The sequence below is a fragment of the Erythrobacter sp. genome, from assembly GCF_023653175.1.
GTDB lineage: Bacteria > Pseudomonadota > Alphaproteobacteria > Sphingomonadales > Sphingomonadaceae > Erythrobacter.
Genome location: NZ_JAMNXL010000103.1, coordinates 1 through 13,404, shown reverse-complemented (window position 1 = coordinate 13,404; position 13,404 = coordinate 1). Strand labels below are relative to the sequence as shown.

Here is a 13,404-nt window from a genome sequence, read left to right as displayed (position 1 = left end):
GCCGAACCGCCCGCCCCGTCGGCTGCGCCCGAGCCTCCGGCCCCGCGCCCCGCACCCCGGCCCGCCGCCCCGGCTGCAAACGGGAGCGGCGCCACCCCCGAGGACATCGTGCGGCACATCGCGCTCGCCGAAGGGGCGACCTATCGCCCCGCCGCCGCCTTGTTCCGCGACTTCGCGATCCGCTGCCGCCAGGCCGGGATTGCCTCGGCGCATATCGACATCGCCCGCTTCCGCCGCATCTTCGCCCATGCCGTCAGCGGCCTCGACCGGCTGGAGAGCAAAGCGCAGGCGGTGATCGCGCAGGCGGCAGAGGGGGTCGATGACGATTGCCTCGCCCCCTATCTCGCGATCCTCATCGCCGCGCATAGCGGCCATGCCATGCCCGGCGAGGACGAACTCGGCCGCCTCTACGGCAGCGCCTCGCCGAGCCGCGTGCGGCGGCTGCTCGACCATCTCGAACGGCAGGGCCGGATCGTGGTGCGCGAGGATTTCGGCGGCGAGCGCTCGATCACGGTGCCGCTGCTGCCCGCCGCGGCCTGATTTTCCGCCAGCCTCGCGGCTCCCAGCCGCCCTTCGCCCGCCGATTGCCCGCTTCATGGCAAGCGAGGCCCTGTTGCAGCAATCCCTGCACAGCAAGAGCCTGCGCGCCCGGGTTAGACCCTGTCTGCCGCTGCCGGGATCCGGGAACCCACGCGGTGCAAGTCCCGGACGGGAGGGTCCGACGAGGAGAAACCGATGCACGCGCCTGTCCACGCCAACGCGTTCCGCACTCCGCACAGCCCCCAACCCGCGCCCGAAGCCGCAGGCGAGAGCGCGTCCGCTTCGCCCCGAAGCCCCGCCCCGGTCATCGCGCTCGATCTGGCCGAGCAGGACCAGCGCACCATCCTGCCCGAGGGACGCGACGCGATCATGATACCGCTGAGCGCGGGCACCCTCTCGGCCTTCCCCGGGATCGCGCCCACCGCGGCGGGCCTCGGCACCGTGCTGTTCGTCCCTGCGGGAACCTGCATCAGCGCCGGGTTCGAGGCCGGGTTCGAGAATGGCTCCGGCGCCTGCCTGCTGCTGCTGCTCGACCCGCAGCTCCGCGCGCTCGTGGGCGAGGCGCTGGGGCCGTGCGCGGCGCAGATGCCCGACACAGCTTTCCTAATGCACGGCGCTCACCCGGTGCGCGCGCTGGTGCCTCTGGTCCGGCGCTTCGGCGCTGCGATCGCGGAGCCGGGGGCAGCCTTCGCGCTGCGCGCGCTCGCCGAACTGCTGCTTCACGAGATCGCGCTCGGGCATAGCGCCGCCCGCAGCGATGCCCGCCGCACCGGACGTCCGGCGCGGGGGCTAAGACTCCAGCCGCACCACCTCGCCGCGATCGACCGCTACATCGAGCGCAATATCGAGAACGTCCTCAGGATCGACGATCTTGCCGCGCAGGTCGGGCTGTCGCGCTACCACTTCCTGCGCTGCTTCAAGCGCGCCACCGGATCGAGCCCGCTGCAATATGTCCTGGCGCGGCGCGCCGAGCATGCCCGCGAGCTGCTCGCCCGCAGCGAGGAGAGCATCGCCGCGGTCGCCTATGCCGCGGGCTTTTCCTCGCAGAGCCATCTGAATGCGATGTTCAAGCGCCACTTCGGCGTGACCCCGGGGGCCTTCGTGCGCGTCCACCGCCGCCCCGCCGGCACGCCCGAACCGGTGCCCGCCCTGCCCTGACCCCCTGCCAAGGAGACCCCGATGACCTACACATCGCGCCTCGATCTGCCCCGCGCCGTCACCAAGCCTGCTATCGACCTGCTCCAGTCGCGCCTCGTCGATGCGATCGATCTCGAGGCGCAGCTGAAGCAGGCGCATTGGAACGTACGCGGCAAGGACTTCATGCAGCTCCATCAGCTGTTCGACGGCATCCACACCATTGCCGAGGACTTTGTCGACACCATCGCCGAACGCATCGCCGCGCTCGGCGGCATTGCCGATGGGCGGGTGCAGACCGTGGCAGCGACGAGCCAGCTCTACGAATATCCGCTCGAGGCGCGCGGGGGCGAGGCGCATCTCAAGGCGGTCGCCGGCTCGCTTGCCGAATTCGGCAAGCTGGTGCGCGGCGATATCGACGCGGCCGCCGCCGCGGGCGATCAGGACACCGCCGACCTGTTCACCGGCATCAGCCGCGAGACCGACAAGCAGCTGTGGTTCATCGAGGCCCACCTCGACCCCGCCGCCTGAGGTGGAGCGGGACGGCTGTGCTGGCCGCCAGCCTCGGAGCGGCGGGACCTGCGGCAGCGACACCCGCGCCTGCGCAAGAGGAGCCGCCTCCCGAGCCGCCGCCTGCCATCAGGCTCTCGGGCGACCTGCGCGAGCGGGTGACGTGGCAGTCGGCGCTCGCCTTCGACAGCACGGACCCCGACGCGGGCCTGTTCTGGACGCAGCGTGTCGCGCTGGCCGCAGACGCCTCGCTGGCGCCCGCGGTCCGGGTGCGCGCGGCGCTGGTGAGCGCACTGATCGAGGGCGAAAGCGAGCAGAGCCCGGTGGAGCGCAACGTGCTCGACCTGCAGGAAGCCTTCGTCGAACTCGGCCCCGAGACCGCCTTTGTGCGGATCGGGCGGCAGGAAATCCGCCTCGGCTCGCAGCGGCTGGTCGCCGTGCGGGATGGCACCACGGTGCGCCGCACCTGGGACGGCGTGCGCGGCCATGCGATGCTGGGCAAGGTGACGCTCGATGCTTTTGCGCTCCGGCTGGTCGCGGTGCGGCCCGAGGGCGTGTTCAACGACGGCCGCAACGAGAACCGCGATCTGGCGGGGGTGCAGGCGAGCTTCCCCGCCCCGCTCGGCGCGCTGGAGGCCTATTGGCTCCTCACCATCCACGACGAGCGCCGCACCATCGCGGGCACCGGCGACGAGCGCCGCCACTCGCTTGGGCTGCGCGCTCACGGCGAGGCGCAAGGATGGTTCTGGGACTGGGAGGCGGCTTATCAGACTGGACGTTTCGCGGGTGGGGACATCGCCGCATGGACCCTCGCCACCAAGACCGGCTACCGCTGGGAGGGGCGCAAGTGGCAGCCCGAACTGATGCTCTCGGCCAATATCGCCTCGGGAGACGGCGATCCCGGCGACGGCACCTTGCGCACCTTCAACGCGCTCTATCCCAATGCCAGCTACTTCTCGGAAAACGCGGTCCTTGGCCCGGCGAACTTTTTCAACCTCCACCCCTATCTGAAGCTGCGCCCGCGCGAGAACCTTACAGTCGGCCTTGATCTCAACCTGTTCTGGCGGCTGGAGCGCGCAGACGGGGTCTACAACCCGCAAGGCGCATTGATCCGCGCGCCGGGTGCCTCGCGCAAGCGCTTCGTCGATGCGGCGCTGTCGGGGGTGATCGAGTGGGCCCCGCGCGAGGGGCTGCTCCTCAGCCTCGTCGCCACCCGCTCGCAGCCGCAGGGCTTCATCCGGGCGACCGGCCCTGCCGACCCGTCCGATTTTGTCGAAGCGACGCTGCAATTCACCTTCTAAACCGCTATCTTCCTCGCCACGCACAGGAGCACATCGCCATGATCGAACGCATCATCACCAAGCGCATCCACGACCTCGGCGGCGGGTTCACCGTGGGCCGCGTGCTGCCGTTCCACGCGCGGCGGATGGTCGGGCCTTACATCTTCTTCGACCACATCGGCCCGGTGGAGCTTGCGCCCGGCATCCCCAAGAGCCTCGACGTGCGCCCGCACCCGCATATCGGGCTTGCGACCGTCACCTATCTCTATGACGGCGCGATCACCCACCGTGACAGTCTGGGCGTGCATCAGGAGATCCATCCGGGCGAGGTCAACTGGATGATTGCCGGCAAGGGCATCACCCATTCCGAACGCTTCGAGCACGCGCGGCTCCACGGCGCGCTGATGCACGGCATCCAGGCGTGGGTGGCGCTGCCCGAAGCCTTCGAGGAGACCGACCCCGCCTTCTCGCACCACGCCGATCTGCCCGCATGGGACGAACCGGGGCTGAGCGGCCGCCTGATCGCGGGCGAGATGGAGGGGATGCGCGCAGGCACCCCGGTGCATTCGCCGCAGTTCTATGCCCATTGGCAAATGGCGCCGGGCGCGCGGCGGGTGCTGCCGGCGGAATATCCCGAGCGCGCGGTCTTCGTCGCCGCCGGCGCAATCGAGGTTGGCGGCACGCGGCTGGAGGCAGGGTCGATGGCGGTGCTTGCGCCCGGCGGCGACGTGCCTCTGGTCGCGAAAGACGAGGCGACGGTCATGGTGCTCGGCGGGGAGCCGGTGGGGACACGCTACATGTTCTGGAACTTCGTCCACTCACGCAAGGACCGCATTGAGCAGGCGTCAGAGGACTGGAAGACGGGGCGCTTCACGCTGCCGCAGGAAGACAACGAGGAATTCACCCCGCTGCCCGAATTCAAGGGGTTCTGACCGCCATGCCCGCCATCACCATCGGCCTCGACGACCGTGGCCGGAAAGGCCGCTACTTCGCAACCGTCGAGGGCCGCGAGGGCGAGGCCTACATCGCCTTCACCCATCGTGAAGAGGGCGTGATCAGCGCCGATCACACCATCGCCCCCGACAGCCTCAAGGGCACGGGCGCGGCTTTCGCGCTGGTCGAGCATCTGGTGGCCGACGCCCGCGCGCGGGGGTTCAAGGTGTTGCCGCTGTGCCCCTATGTCCGCGCGCAATACCGCAAGCACCCCGAATGGGCCGACGCCTTTACCGTCCCGCCCGAATGGGAGCCGGACAGCACCGCCTGACGCACCCGTCGTAGCCGCGATTGCGAGGAATTCGCTCCCCTGCGCGCTATTGGCTTGGCCCGCCCCGCCTCGAGACGTAGGCTGCACGGGCTTGTCGGGGGTCAGGCAAGGGATCATTCTTGGAAGGATTGCCTTGCGTGCCCGAGCTTCTCACCGCCCAGCCCAACTCCGGTATTCTCGCCTATGACAGCGCCCGCTGGACCGGCGGCGTGCCGCGTTTCAACCGGGTGCACAATGCCTTCGGCATCTCCACCGTGCTGCAATGCGGCGTCGATGGTCAGGGCGTAACCGAGGCGGACGTCCCGCCCAACGACTTCGCCGTATCACTGTTCCGCATCGGCAGCGGCGCGCCGGTCGATCGCCGCGTCACGGGCCGCTCCGCAAGGAAGACCTACCGCGTCGGCGAGGGCACGCTGCTAGCGCCGGACACCGACAGTTTCTGGGCGGTCGACGCGAGCAACAATGCCGGCTGGTTCCACGTCCACTTCAGCCGCGAACTGCTTGCCGAGGTGGAGGCAGCGCACAACCTCAGGCTCGAGACCGTGCCCGATGTCGCCGACCGCCAGATCATGAACCTCGTCACGCTGATCTTCGAGCTGGTCGGCCATCGCGAAGACCCCGAGCCGATGCTGTGGCAATCGCTCGGACAGGTGCTCCTGTGGCGGCTGCTGCTGCTGACCGCGGGCACGAACCGCCGCGACGAGATGCGCGGCGGGCTCGCCCCATGGCAGGCCAGGCGCACCACCGAATATCTCGCCGACAATCTCGAGCGGCGCGTCACGCTTGACGAGCTTGCCGCGATCGCCCGGCTCTCGCCGTTCCACTTCGCCCGCGCCTTTGCCAAGACGCTGGGGATGCCGCCCTATCGCTACCACCAGAAGCTCAGGATGGAGCGCACCTGCGAACTGCTCGCCCGCAGCGAACTGCGGGTCATCGATATCGCCTTGGCGGTCGGCTATGAGAGCCCGCAGGCGCTCGCGCGGGTCTTCACCCAGACCTTCGGCTGCCCCCCTTCGCAATGGCGGCGCCTGCACGGTAACGGCTGACCCGCGCGGCAGCGAGCGCGGCGAGGATGCACAAACCGGCATGAACCGCCCCGCCGCGCGCCCCGCCGCTTGCCGACCGGCGCGGTTTGTCCATTCTTGCCCGCGATGACCATCGACGCGACGCCATACCACGCCGCGGCAGAGCTCTCCGCCCTGTCCGACCCGGAGCCGCGCCCCGCCGGCGAGCGCATCGCGCCCTGGCAGGCGCGCGCGGCGATCGCGCACATGCAGGCGCATCTCGCAGAGCCGGTGACGCTCGGCGAGCTTGCCGCGGCGGCGGGGGTTTCGGTCTTCCACTTCTCGCGCGGCTTCCGCAATGCGATCGGCGAGCCGCCGCTGCGGCATCTCGCCCGCCTGCGCATCCGCACCGCCTGCCGCCTGCTCTCCGAAACCGACGCGCCGGTCGCACGCGTCGCGGCCGATGTCGGCTACCGCTCGCCGCAGGCCTTCGCGCGCGCCTTCGAACGCTTGTGCGGCTCCCCCCCGAGCGTCTGGCGCGCTCGCCGCGGCGATCCTTCGAAATGCTGCGATGACCCCTTGGCAGGCACCTAGCGGCGATGGCAGGATGACGACTGATGGTGCAAGTCGATTTCGAAACGCATCTGGGCTCGGACGTGGTGGCGCCCTTCCTCGTCGAGCGGCTGGTGGGGGGCACCACCTCCATTGATGCGCCGGTGCATCTGGTGCAGCTTGCCCAGCCGCCTGGCGACTTTTCCGATCCGCCGATGTCCGACCTCGTCATCACCGCGGGTCTCAGCACCCACCGCACCACCTATCGCAACGCCGATTTCCGCTTCACCGGGCAGGCGATGCCGGGCGAATGGGCGGTGTTCGCGCGCGGCGAGGCCAATTCGATCATCATCGACGATCCCAGCCGCTTCATCGCCATCGCCATCCCCGCCAGCGTCGCCGATCCGCTACTGGACAGCCTGTGGCCCGATCATGCCAACCAGTTCGCACGACTCCACAGGCGCCAGCATGCCGGGCTCGTGCCGCAGCTGATCGAACGGCTCTGGCACCGTGCCGGGGCCCGTCTGGCCGAGGATGCCGGGCAGCTCTATTGCGATGCGCTGGTGACGGTGCTGGTGAGCGAGCTGATGCACAGCGCGCAGGTGCCGGTCGCACCCTTTCGCGGCGGGCTGGCAGGCTGGCAGCGCCGGCGCGTTGCAGAATATATCGACGCCGCCTTCGACCGCGACATCGCGCTTGCCGATCTTGCCGGGCTGTGCGGCCTGTCGGAGGATCACTTTGCGCGCGCCTTCCGCGGGAGCTTCGGGATTCCGCCCTACCGCTACCAGCTGCGGCTGCGGCTCGAGCGCGCCAAGGAGCTGCTCGCCGATCCCGAGCTGCCGGTGGGCGCGGTCGCGGCGATGGTCGGCTTTCCCCGCTCGCAGGGCCTGACGCGGCTGTTCCTGCGCGAGCTCGGCATCACCCCGCTGCGTTTCCGCCGCGACGTGCTCGGCCACTGAGGCGGGCGCTCCGGCCAAAACCGCAATTTCGGTCCACTGGCCGCAATCGCTGCGGCGCGCGGGGCTGCGCGCGCGCCTAGGTTGCTGTGCGCCACCCCAAGCCAAAGGATGCGATCCGATGATCACCGCCACCGCCGAAGCAGCTTCCGCCCTGCTGACCCCTGCCGATCACCTGCTGATCATGATCGACCACCAGTCGCAGATGAGCTTTGCGACCAAGTCGATCGACGCGATCATGCTGCGCAACAACGCCGCGCTCGTCAGCAATGCCGCGCGCATCTTCGGCGTGGCGACGATCCTCACCACGGTCGCCGAAAAGTCGTTCTCCGGCCCCATCTATGACGAGATCAAGCGCGAGTTTCCCGGCCAGGAGATCATCGACCGCACGACGATGAACTGCTGGGAAGACGAGAACGTCATCGCTGCGGTCAATGCCTCCGCCAAGGAGCGGGTCGTGCTCGCCGGGCTGTGGACCAGCGTGTGCATCGTCGGTCCTGCCCTGTCGGCGATCGAGCAGGGCTACGAGGTCTATGTCATCTCCGACACCTGCGGTGATGTCTCGGACGAGGCGCATGAGCGCGCGATGCAGCGCATGATCCAGCTCGGCGTGCGGCCGATGACCGCGCTGCAATACCTGCTCGAACTCCAGCGCGACTGGGCGCGGGCCGAGACCTATGACGATGTCGTCCATGCCGCGATGGCCTATGGCGGCGCATATGGCCTCGGCCTGATCTACGCCAAGACCATGCTCGGCCCCGACGCGCACGAGGGTTGAGGCGGTCCCCCCGGCAAGTCTCGCCGCAGTCGCCGCCCGCCCCAGTGCCCCGGGGCCGGGCCGCGCACCGGGCCGGTCGCCTGTCCCCGTGGACGGCCGGCCCCTTCCTCCCCCTCCCCGCCCGGCAAGGAGCCCCGCCATGAAGCCCTATCTTGCAGCCCTCGGCGCCGGAGTGCTGGTCGGGATCGTCTACAGCCTGCTCAATGTCCGCTCGCCCGCGCCGCCGGTGATCGCGCTGGTGGGCCTGCTTGGCATCCTGCTGGGCGAGCAGATCGTGCCCTTTGCAAGGCGCGTGTGGAGCGGCCATCCCGATGCGGTCGCCGAAGCGCGCGCCGATTGCGCCGCGCACATCCTCGGCCCCCTGCCCGCCCGCGCGGGCTTGAAGGGCGAGCAGGACGCATGATCGACCGCCGCACCGTCACCGCCGGGCTCGCGCTCGCGGGGCTTGGCCCGCTGCTGAAAGGATCACCGATGCACGCTGCCCAGACCCATGCCGACCTTATTCTCGTGAACGGCAGGTTCACCACCCTCGACCGCACCAATCCCGCGCCCGAGGCGGCGGCGATCACCGGCAACCGGTTCAGCGCCGTGGGCGAGCGGGCGGAGATCATGGCACTCGCCGGGCCCAACACGCGGGTGATCGACTGCGGCGGGCGGCGGGTGATCCCGGGCCTGGCCGACAACCACATCCACATCATCCGCGGCGGGCTCAACTTCAACATGGAGCTGCGCTGGGACGGGCTCGCCTCGCTCTCCGACGCGATGGCGATGCTGCGCGCGCAGGTCGCCCGCACGCCTGCGCCGCAATGGGTGCGGGTGGTCGGCGGCTTCTCGGAGCACCAGTTCGCCGAGAAGCGCCTGCCGACCCTCGACGAGATCAACGCCGCCGCTCCCGACACGCCGGTGTTCGTCCTCCACCTCTACGACCGCGCGCTGCTCAATGCCGCGGCGCTGCGCGCGGTGGGCTACACGAAGGACACGCCCAACCCGCCGGGCGGCGAGATCCAGCGCGATGCCAGCGGCAACCCCACCGGACTGCTGATCGCCTCGCCCAATGCCGGGATCCTCTATGCGACCCTCGCCAAGGGGCCGAAGCTGCCCTTCGACTACCAGCTCAACTCCACCCGCCACTTCATGCGCGACCTCAATCGGCTCGGGGTGACGAGCGTGATCGACGCAGGGGGAGGCTTCCAGAACTACCCCGACGACTATGCGGTGATCCAGCAACTGCTTGACAACGACCAGCTGACGATCCGCATCGCCTACAACCTCTTCACCCAGAAGGCGGGCGAGGAGAAGGACGACTTCCTGCGCTGGACCGCGGGCGCAAAGTATCACCAGGGCGACGACTATCTGCGGCTCAACGGTGCGGGCGAGATGCTGGTATTCTCGGCCGCCGATTTCGAGGATTTCCGCATGCCGCGCCCAGACATGCCGGACAATATGGAGGGCGACCTCGAGGGCGTGATCCGCATCCTTGCGCAGAACCGCTGGCCGTGGCGACTGCACGCCACCTATGACGAGACCATCACCCGCGCATTGGACGTGTTCGAGAAGGTCAATCGCGACATCCCGCTCGATGGCATCCACTGGTTCTTCGACCACGCCGAAACGATCAGCGAGCGCTCGATCGACCGGGTCGCGGCGCTGGGCGGCGGGATCGCCTTTCAGCACCGCATGGCCTATCAGGGCGAGTATTTCGTCGAACGCTACGGCGCGCGCGCGGCGGAAGCCACCCCGCCCTTCAAGCGGGTGCTGGAGGCGGGGGTGAAGACCTCGGCAGGCACCGATGCCACCCGCGTCGCCTCCTACGACCCATGGGTCTCGCTCGCCTGGCTGGTCACCGGCAAGACGCTGGGCGGCACCGGGCTCTACCCGCAACGCAACCTCCTCGACCGCGAGACCGCGCTCAGGATGTGGACCGAGAACACCACCTGGTTCTCGAACGAGGAAGGCCGCAAGGGCCGGATCGCAGCCGGGATGCTCGCCGACCTTGCCGTTCTCGACCGCGACTATTTCAGCGTGCCCGGGGACGAGATCCGTCAGATCACCGCAGTGCTGACGATCGTCGACGGCAAGCCGGTTTACGGTGCGGACGAATTTGCCGGGCTGGCCCCGCCGCTACCGCCCGCCATGCCCGACTGGTCTCCGGTCAACACCTATGGCGGCTACAACAAGGCCGCGCCCGAAGCCGCTGCGCTATCGAAGGTCGCGGCTTCGTCATGCGGCTGTGCCAAGTCTTGCGGCGTGCACGGCCATGATCATGCGAAAAGCTGGGGCGCAGGCCTGCCGGTCGGCGATCTCAAGAGCTTCTGGGGCGCCTTGGGCTGCGCGTGCTGGGCGGTGTGATCGTGCCGGACACCAACCCTCCTTCTACCGCCATCCTGTGGCTGGCGCGGCTCGCGCTCGCCTCGCCCTTTGTGCTGAGCGGGTTCACCAAGGCGGCGGACTTTGCCGGCGCGACCGGCGAGGTGCGCGGCCTGACCGGGCTGGAACCGGCACCGGCTTTCGCAGCCGCGGTGATCGCGGTGCAGCTCGGCGGGTCGGCGCTGCTGCTCGCCAAGGGCCGCGCGGTGTGGGTCGGGGCCGCGATCCTTTCCGCATTCACACTTGCCGCGACGCTGCTGGCGCACGATTTCTGGGCCAAGCCCGAAGGCGCAGCCTTGCGCGATGCGACCACCTTCCTCGAGCATATGGGCCTTGTTGCCGGGCTAGGCCTTGCGGCCATACTGGCGGGGCGCGACCCATGAGCGAGGCCAAACCCGAGGCCGCGTCGGGCGTCGCAATCATTCTCGCCTTCCTTGCCGGCTTCGTCGACACCGCCGCCTTCATCCACATGTCCGGGCTGTTCGTCGCCCATGTCACCGGCAACTTCGTGCTGCTCGGCGCGGCGCTCGCGACCGGCGGCGCAGTCGGTGAGAAGGGCCCGGAAGTGCTGCAACTCGCCGCCCTGCCGATCTTCTTTGCCGCCGCGATGCTGACCGGGGCGCTGGCGGCGCGGCTCACCGCCAGGCGCGGCCTTGCGGTGATCCTGTGGAGCGCAAGCCTGCTCACGCTCGCCGTCGCCGGAGCGAGCGCGTGGCTCGGTGCCGGGCCGTGGGACGCCGCGAGCGCCGTGGTGCTCATCGCGGCGATGGGCATGCTCAACGCCGCGCACCGGCTCAACCCCGCGATGGGCCCGCCCTTCGCGCTGATGACCGGCAATGTCGCCGCGCTCGCGATCCGCGCAGCGCAGGTGCTGCACCTCGCCCCGCACCCCGAAGGCCCGGCGAGCGGGATCGAGGCGAAGATGCTGCGCGCGGTGATCGGCTTCGCGCTGGGCTGCGCCTGCGGCGCGGCGGCGCAGGTTTGGCTCGGGCTCGCCGCCGTCGGTATCCCGGCCGTTCTGCTGATGGCGAGGCTCGCATGGCGCGGCTAGGTTTCAGCACCCTGCTTGCGCATCCCGCGCGGGTATTGCTGCTAACCGCACGAATCCAACTTAAGTTGTCGTCACATGTGAAGTTCGATGCATTGAGAGAGCTGATGGCTAGACGCAACCTCCTGATCGCCGCCGCACTGCTGACTGCCGCGGCCTGTTCGCAAGAGACCCCGCCCGCGCCCCCGCCGCCGACGGTGGTGGTTGCCGCGCCCCTGCAGCGCTCGATCACCGACTGGGACGACTATGTCGGCCGCTTCGAGGCGATCGAGGATGTCGAGATCGTGCCGCGGGTCTCGGGCAACATCACCCGCGTCGCCTTCCGCGAAGGGCTGGCGGTGGGCAAGGGCCAGCTGCTCTACGAGATCGACCCGCGCCCGTTCCGCGCCGCCCTCGCGCAGGCCGAGGCGGAAGTGGCCCGCGCCCGCGCCAATGCCGCGGTTGCCGCCAGCGAGCTCGCCCGCGCCGCAACCCTGCTGCCCGACGAAGCGATCAGCAAGGAACTCTACGAGCAGAAACAGGCGGCCGCCAAGGCCGCACAGGCCGCTTTGGGCGCCGCGCGTGCGACCGCCGAGGCGCGTAGGCTCGACCTGTCCTTCACCCAGGTCCGCGCGCCCGTCGCCGGCCGCGTCTCGGACCGGCGCGCCTCATTGGGCGATTATGTCACCGCCGGGCAGACTGTGCTGACCCGCGTCGTCTCGGTCGATCCGATCTGGTTCACCTTCGACGGGGCGGAAAGCTTCTACCTCAAATATGTCCGCCAGGATGCGAGCGGCGAGCGCCAGTCATCGCGCTATGCCCCCAACCCGGTCGAGATCCAGCTCGCCGACGAGGACGACTATCGCTGGCGCGGCAAGATGGTGTTCGTCGACAATGCGGTCGATCCGCGTTCGGGCACGATCAAGGCGCGCGCCGAGATCGCCAATCCCGGTGGTTTCCTCGTCCCCGGCCTGTTCGGCCGCGCGCGCCTGCTCGGCTCGGGCGCCTATCCCGGCCTGCTGGTGCCCGACGAGGCGGTGATCACCGACCAGACCCGCCGCGCGGTGTTCGTGCTGGGCAAGGACAACAAGGTCGAGATGCGCAATGTCGAACTGGGCCCGATGGTCGAGGGCTTGCGGGTGATCCGCAGCGGGGTGAAGTCGGGCGACAAGGTGGTGCTCGATGGCCTCGCGCGGCTCCAGCCCGGCGCGGTGGTCAGCCCCAAGGCGGGCGCGATCAAGCCGCGTGCGAAGAACGCCGCCCCGGTCGCGCTCCCCGTCACCGCGCCGCCCCCGGCCGAAGCCAAGTCGCAGTGAGGGGCCGCGCGTGACCTTCCCCCACTTCTTCATCAACCGCCCGATCTTTGCCGCGGTGCTCTCGATCCTCATCGTGATCGTCGGCACCATCGCCTACCCGATCCTGCCCGTCGCCCAATATCCCGAGATCGCGCCGCCCACCGTGGTGGTCTCGGCAAGCTTCCCCGGCGCGTCTGCCGAGACGCTGGCGGAGACCGTCGCTGCGCCCCTCGAGGAGCAGATCAACGGGGTGGAGAACATGCTCTACATGTCCTCCTCCTCGACCGGGGACGGGAACGTGGCGATCACCGTCACCTTCGCGCAAGGCACGGATGTCGACCAGGCGCAGGTGCTGGTCCAGAACCGCGTCTCAACCGCCGAGCCGCGCCTGCCCGAAGAGGTGCGGCGCCTCGGCGTGACGGTACGCAAGAACTCGCCAGACCTGCTGCTGGTGGCGACGCTGATCTCGCCCGACAACCGCTACAATCAGCAATACCTGTCGAACTACGCGACGATCCAACTGGTCGACCGGCTGAGCCGGGTCGAGGGCGTGGGCTCTGTGCGCATCTTCGGCGGGCGCGACTATTCGATGCGGCTGTGGATCGACCCCGACCGCGCGACATCGCTCAATCTCGACGCCGCCGAGATTGTCGCTGCGGTGCGCGCGCAGAACGTGCAGGTCGCCGCGGGTGCGATC

The 13,404-nt window shown here is 69.4% G+C and carries 15 protein-coding genes and 1 pseudogene; all 16 read left to right on the top strand.

Annotated features, from left to right (window positions below; all coding sequences use genetic code 11):
* Positions 1 to 540 (top strand): annotated as a pseudogene (locus NBV68_RS12110) (ATP-binding protein); the annotation flags it as partial.
* Between the two features lie 195 nt (positions 541 to 735).
* Positions 736 to 1,698: an AraC family transcriptional regulator gene (locus tag NBV68_RS12105; protein ID WP_296310186.1), complete on the top strand. Its 963-nt coding sequence runs from the start codon at positions 736 to 738 to the stop codon at positions 1,696 to 1,698.
* A 21-nt stretch (positions 1,699 to 1,719) separates the two neighbouring features.
* Positions 1,720 to 2,205, top strand: a complete 486-nt coding sequence (gene dps, locus NBV68_RS12100) for a DNA starvation/stationary phase protection protein Dps (RefSeq protein ID WP_296310185.1) — start codon at positions 1,720 to 1,722, stop codon at positions 2,203 to 2,205.
* Between the two features lie 17 nt (positions 2,206 to 2,222).
* Positions 2,223 to 3,485 carry an alginate export family protein gene (locus NBV68_RS12095; RefSeq protein ID WP_296310183.1) on the top strand — a complete coding sequence of 421 codons (1,263 nt, stop codon included), beginning with the start codon at positions 2,223 to 2,225 and terminating at the stop codon, positions 3,483 to 3,485.
* Between the two features lie 38 nt (positions 3,486 to 3,523).
* Entirely contained in the window at positions 3,524 to 4,396 is an 873-nt protein-coding gene (locus NBV68_RS12090; RefSeq protein WP_296310181.1) for a pirin family protein, read from the top strand.
* Positions 4,397 to 4,401: 5 nt separating this feature from the next.
* Positions 4,402 to 4,728: a GNAT family N-acetyltransferase gene (locus tag NBV68_RS12085; protein WP_296310180.1), complete on the top strand. Its 327-nt coding sequence runs from the start codon at positions 4,402 to 4,404 to the stop codon at positions 4,726 to 4,728.
* 137 nt (positions 4,729 to 4,865) lie between these two features.
* Positions 4,866 to 5,774: an AraC family transcriptional regulator gene (locus NBV68_RS12080; RefSeq protein ID WP_296310178.1), complete on the top strand. Its 909-nt coding sequence runs from the start codon at positions 4,866 to 4,868 to the stop codon at positions 5,772 to 5,774.
* A gap of 105 nt (positions 5,775 to 5,879) precedes the next feature.
* A complete protein-coding gene (locus tag NBV68_RS12075; protein WP_296310176.1) occupies positions 5,880 to 6,326 on the top strand; it encodes an AraC family transcriptional regulator in 447 nt (148 codons plus the stop codon).
* A 23-nt stretch (positions 6,327 to 6,349) separates the two neighbouring features.
* On the top strand, positions 6,350 to 7,243 hold the full coding sequence (locus NBV68_RS12070; protein ID WP_296310175.1) for an AraC family transcriptional regulator: 894 nt from the start codon (positions 6,350 to 6,352) through the stop codon (positions 7,241 to 7,243).
* 118 nt (positions 7,244 to 7,361) lie between these two features.
* Positions 7,362 to 8,018, top strand: a complete 657-nt coding sequence (locus NBV68_RS12065; RefSeq protein ID WP_296310174.1) for a hydrolase — start codon at positions 7,362 to 7,364, stop codon at positions 8,016 to 8,018.
* Positions 8,019 to 8,157: 139 nt separating this feature from the next.
* Positions 8,158 to 8,421: a DUF1427 family protein gene (locus NBV68_RS12060; RefSeq protein ID WP_296310171.1), complete on the top strand. Its 264-nt coding sequence runs from the start codon at positions 8,158 to 8,160 to the stop codon at positions 8,419 to 8,421.
* Between the two features lie 68 nt (positions 8,422 to 8,489).
* Entirely contained in the window at positions 8,490 to 10,367 is a 1,878-nt protein-coding gene (locus tag NBV68_RS12055; RefSeq protein ID WP_296310187.1) for an amidohydrolase, read from the top strand.
* Between the two features lie 2 nt (positions 10,368 to 10,369).
* Positions 10,370 to 10,768: a DoxX family protein gene (locus NBV68_RS12050; RefSeq protein WP_296310170.1), complete on the top strand. Its 399-nt coding sequence runs from the start codon at positions 10,370 to 10,372 to the stop codon at positions 10,766 to 10,768.
* Positions 10,765 to 11,436 (top strand): DUF1275 family protein, encoded by a 672-nt coding sequence (locus tag NBV68_RS12045; protein WP_296310168.1) that lies wholly within the window; start codon positions 10,765 to 10,767, stop codon positions 11,434 to 11,436. Before NBV68_RS12050 ends, NBV68_RS12045 begins: the two co-directional genes overlap by 4 nt.
* Positions 11,437 to 11,540: 104 nt before the next feature.
* Positions 11,541 to 12,728: an efflux RND transporter periplasmic adaptor subunit gene (locus NBV68_RS12040; protein ID WP_296310166.1), complete on the top strand. Its 1,188-nt coding sequence runs from the start codon at positions 11,541 to 11,543 to the stop codon at positions 12,726 to 12,728.
* 10 nt (positions 12,729 to 12,738) lie between these two features.
* A partial coding sequence (locus NBV68_RS12035) for an efflux RND transporter permease subunit (RefSeq protein ID WP_296310165.1) occupies positions 12,739 to 13,404 on the top strand: 666 nt, incomplete at its 3' end.

Coding starts and splice junctions, on each gene's coding strand:
- NBV68_RS12105 (WP_296310186.1), top strand. CDS start 736: ATGCACGCGCCTGTCCACGCCAACGCGTTCCGCACTCCGCACAGCCCC.
- dps (WP_296310185.1), top strand. CDS start 1,720: ATGACCTACACATCGCGCCTCGATCTGCCCCGCGCCGTCACCAAGCCT.
- NBV68_RS12090 (WP_296310181.1), top strand. CDS start 3,524: ATGATCGAACGCATCATCACCAAGCGCATCCACGACCTCGGCGGCGGG.
- NBV68_RS12085 (WP_296310180.1), top strand. CDS start 4,402: ATGCCCGCCATCACCATCGGCCTCGACGACCGTGGCCGGAAAGGCCGC.
- NBV68_RS12075 (WP_296310176.1), top strand. CDS start 5,880: ATGACCATCGACGCGACGCCATACCACGCCGCGGCAGAGCTCTCCGCC.
- NBV68_RS12070 (WP_296310175.1), top strand. CDS start 6,350: ATGGTGCAAGTCGATTTCGAAACGCATCTGGGCTCGGACGTGGTGGCG.
- NBV68_RS12065 (WP_296310174.1), top strand. CDS start 7,362: ATGATCACCGCCACCGCCGAAGCAGCTTCCGCCCTGCTGACCCCTGCC.
- NBV68_RS12060 (WP_296310171.1), top strand. CDS start 8,158: ATGAAGCCCTATCTTGCAGCCCTCGGCGCCGGAGTGCTGGTCGGGATC.
- NBV68_RS12055 (WP_296310187.1), top strand. CDS start 8,490: ATGCACGCTGCCCAGACCCATGCCGACCTTATTCTCGTGAACGGCAGG.
- NBV68_RS12045 (WP_296310168.1), top strand. CDS start 10,765: ATGAGCGAGGCCAAACCCGAGGCCGCGTCGGGCGTCGCAATCATTCTC.
- NBV68_RS12040 (WP_296310166.1), top strand. CDS start 11,541: ATGGCTAGACGCAACCTCCTGATCGCCGCCGCACTGCTGACTGCCGCG.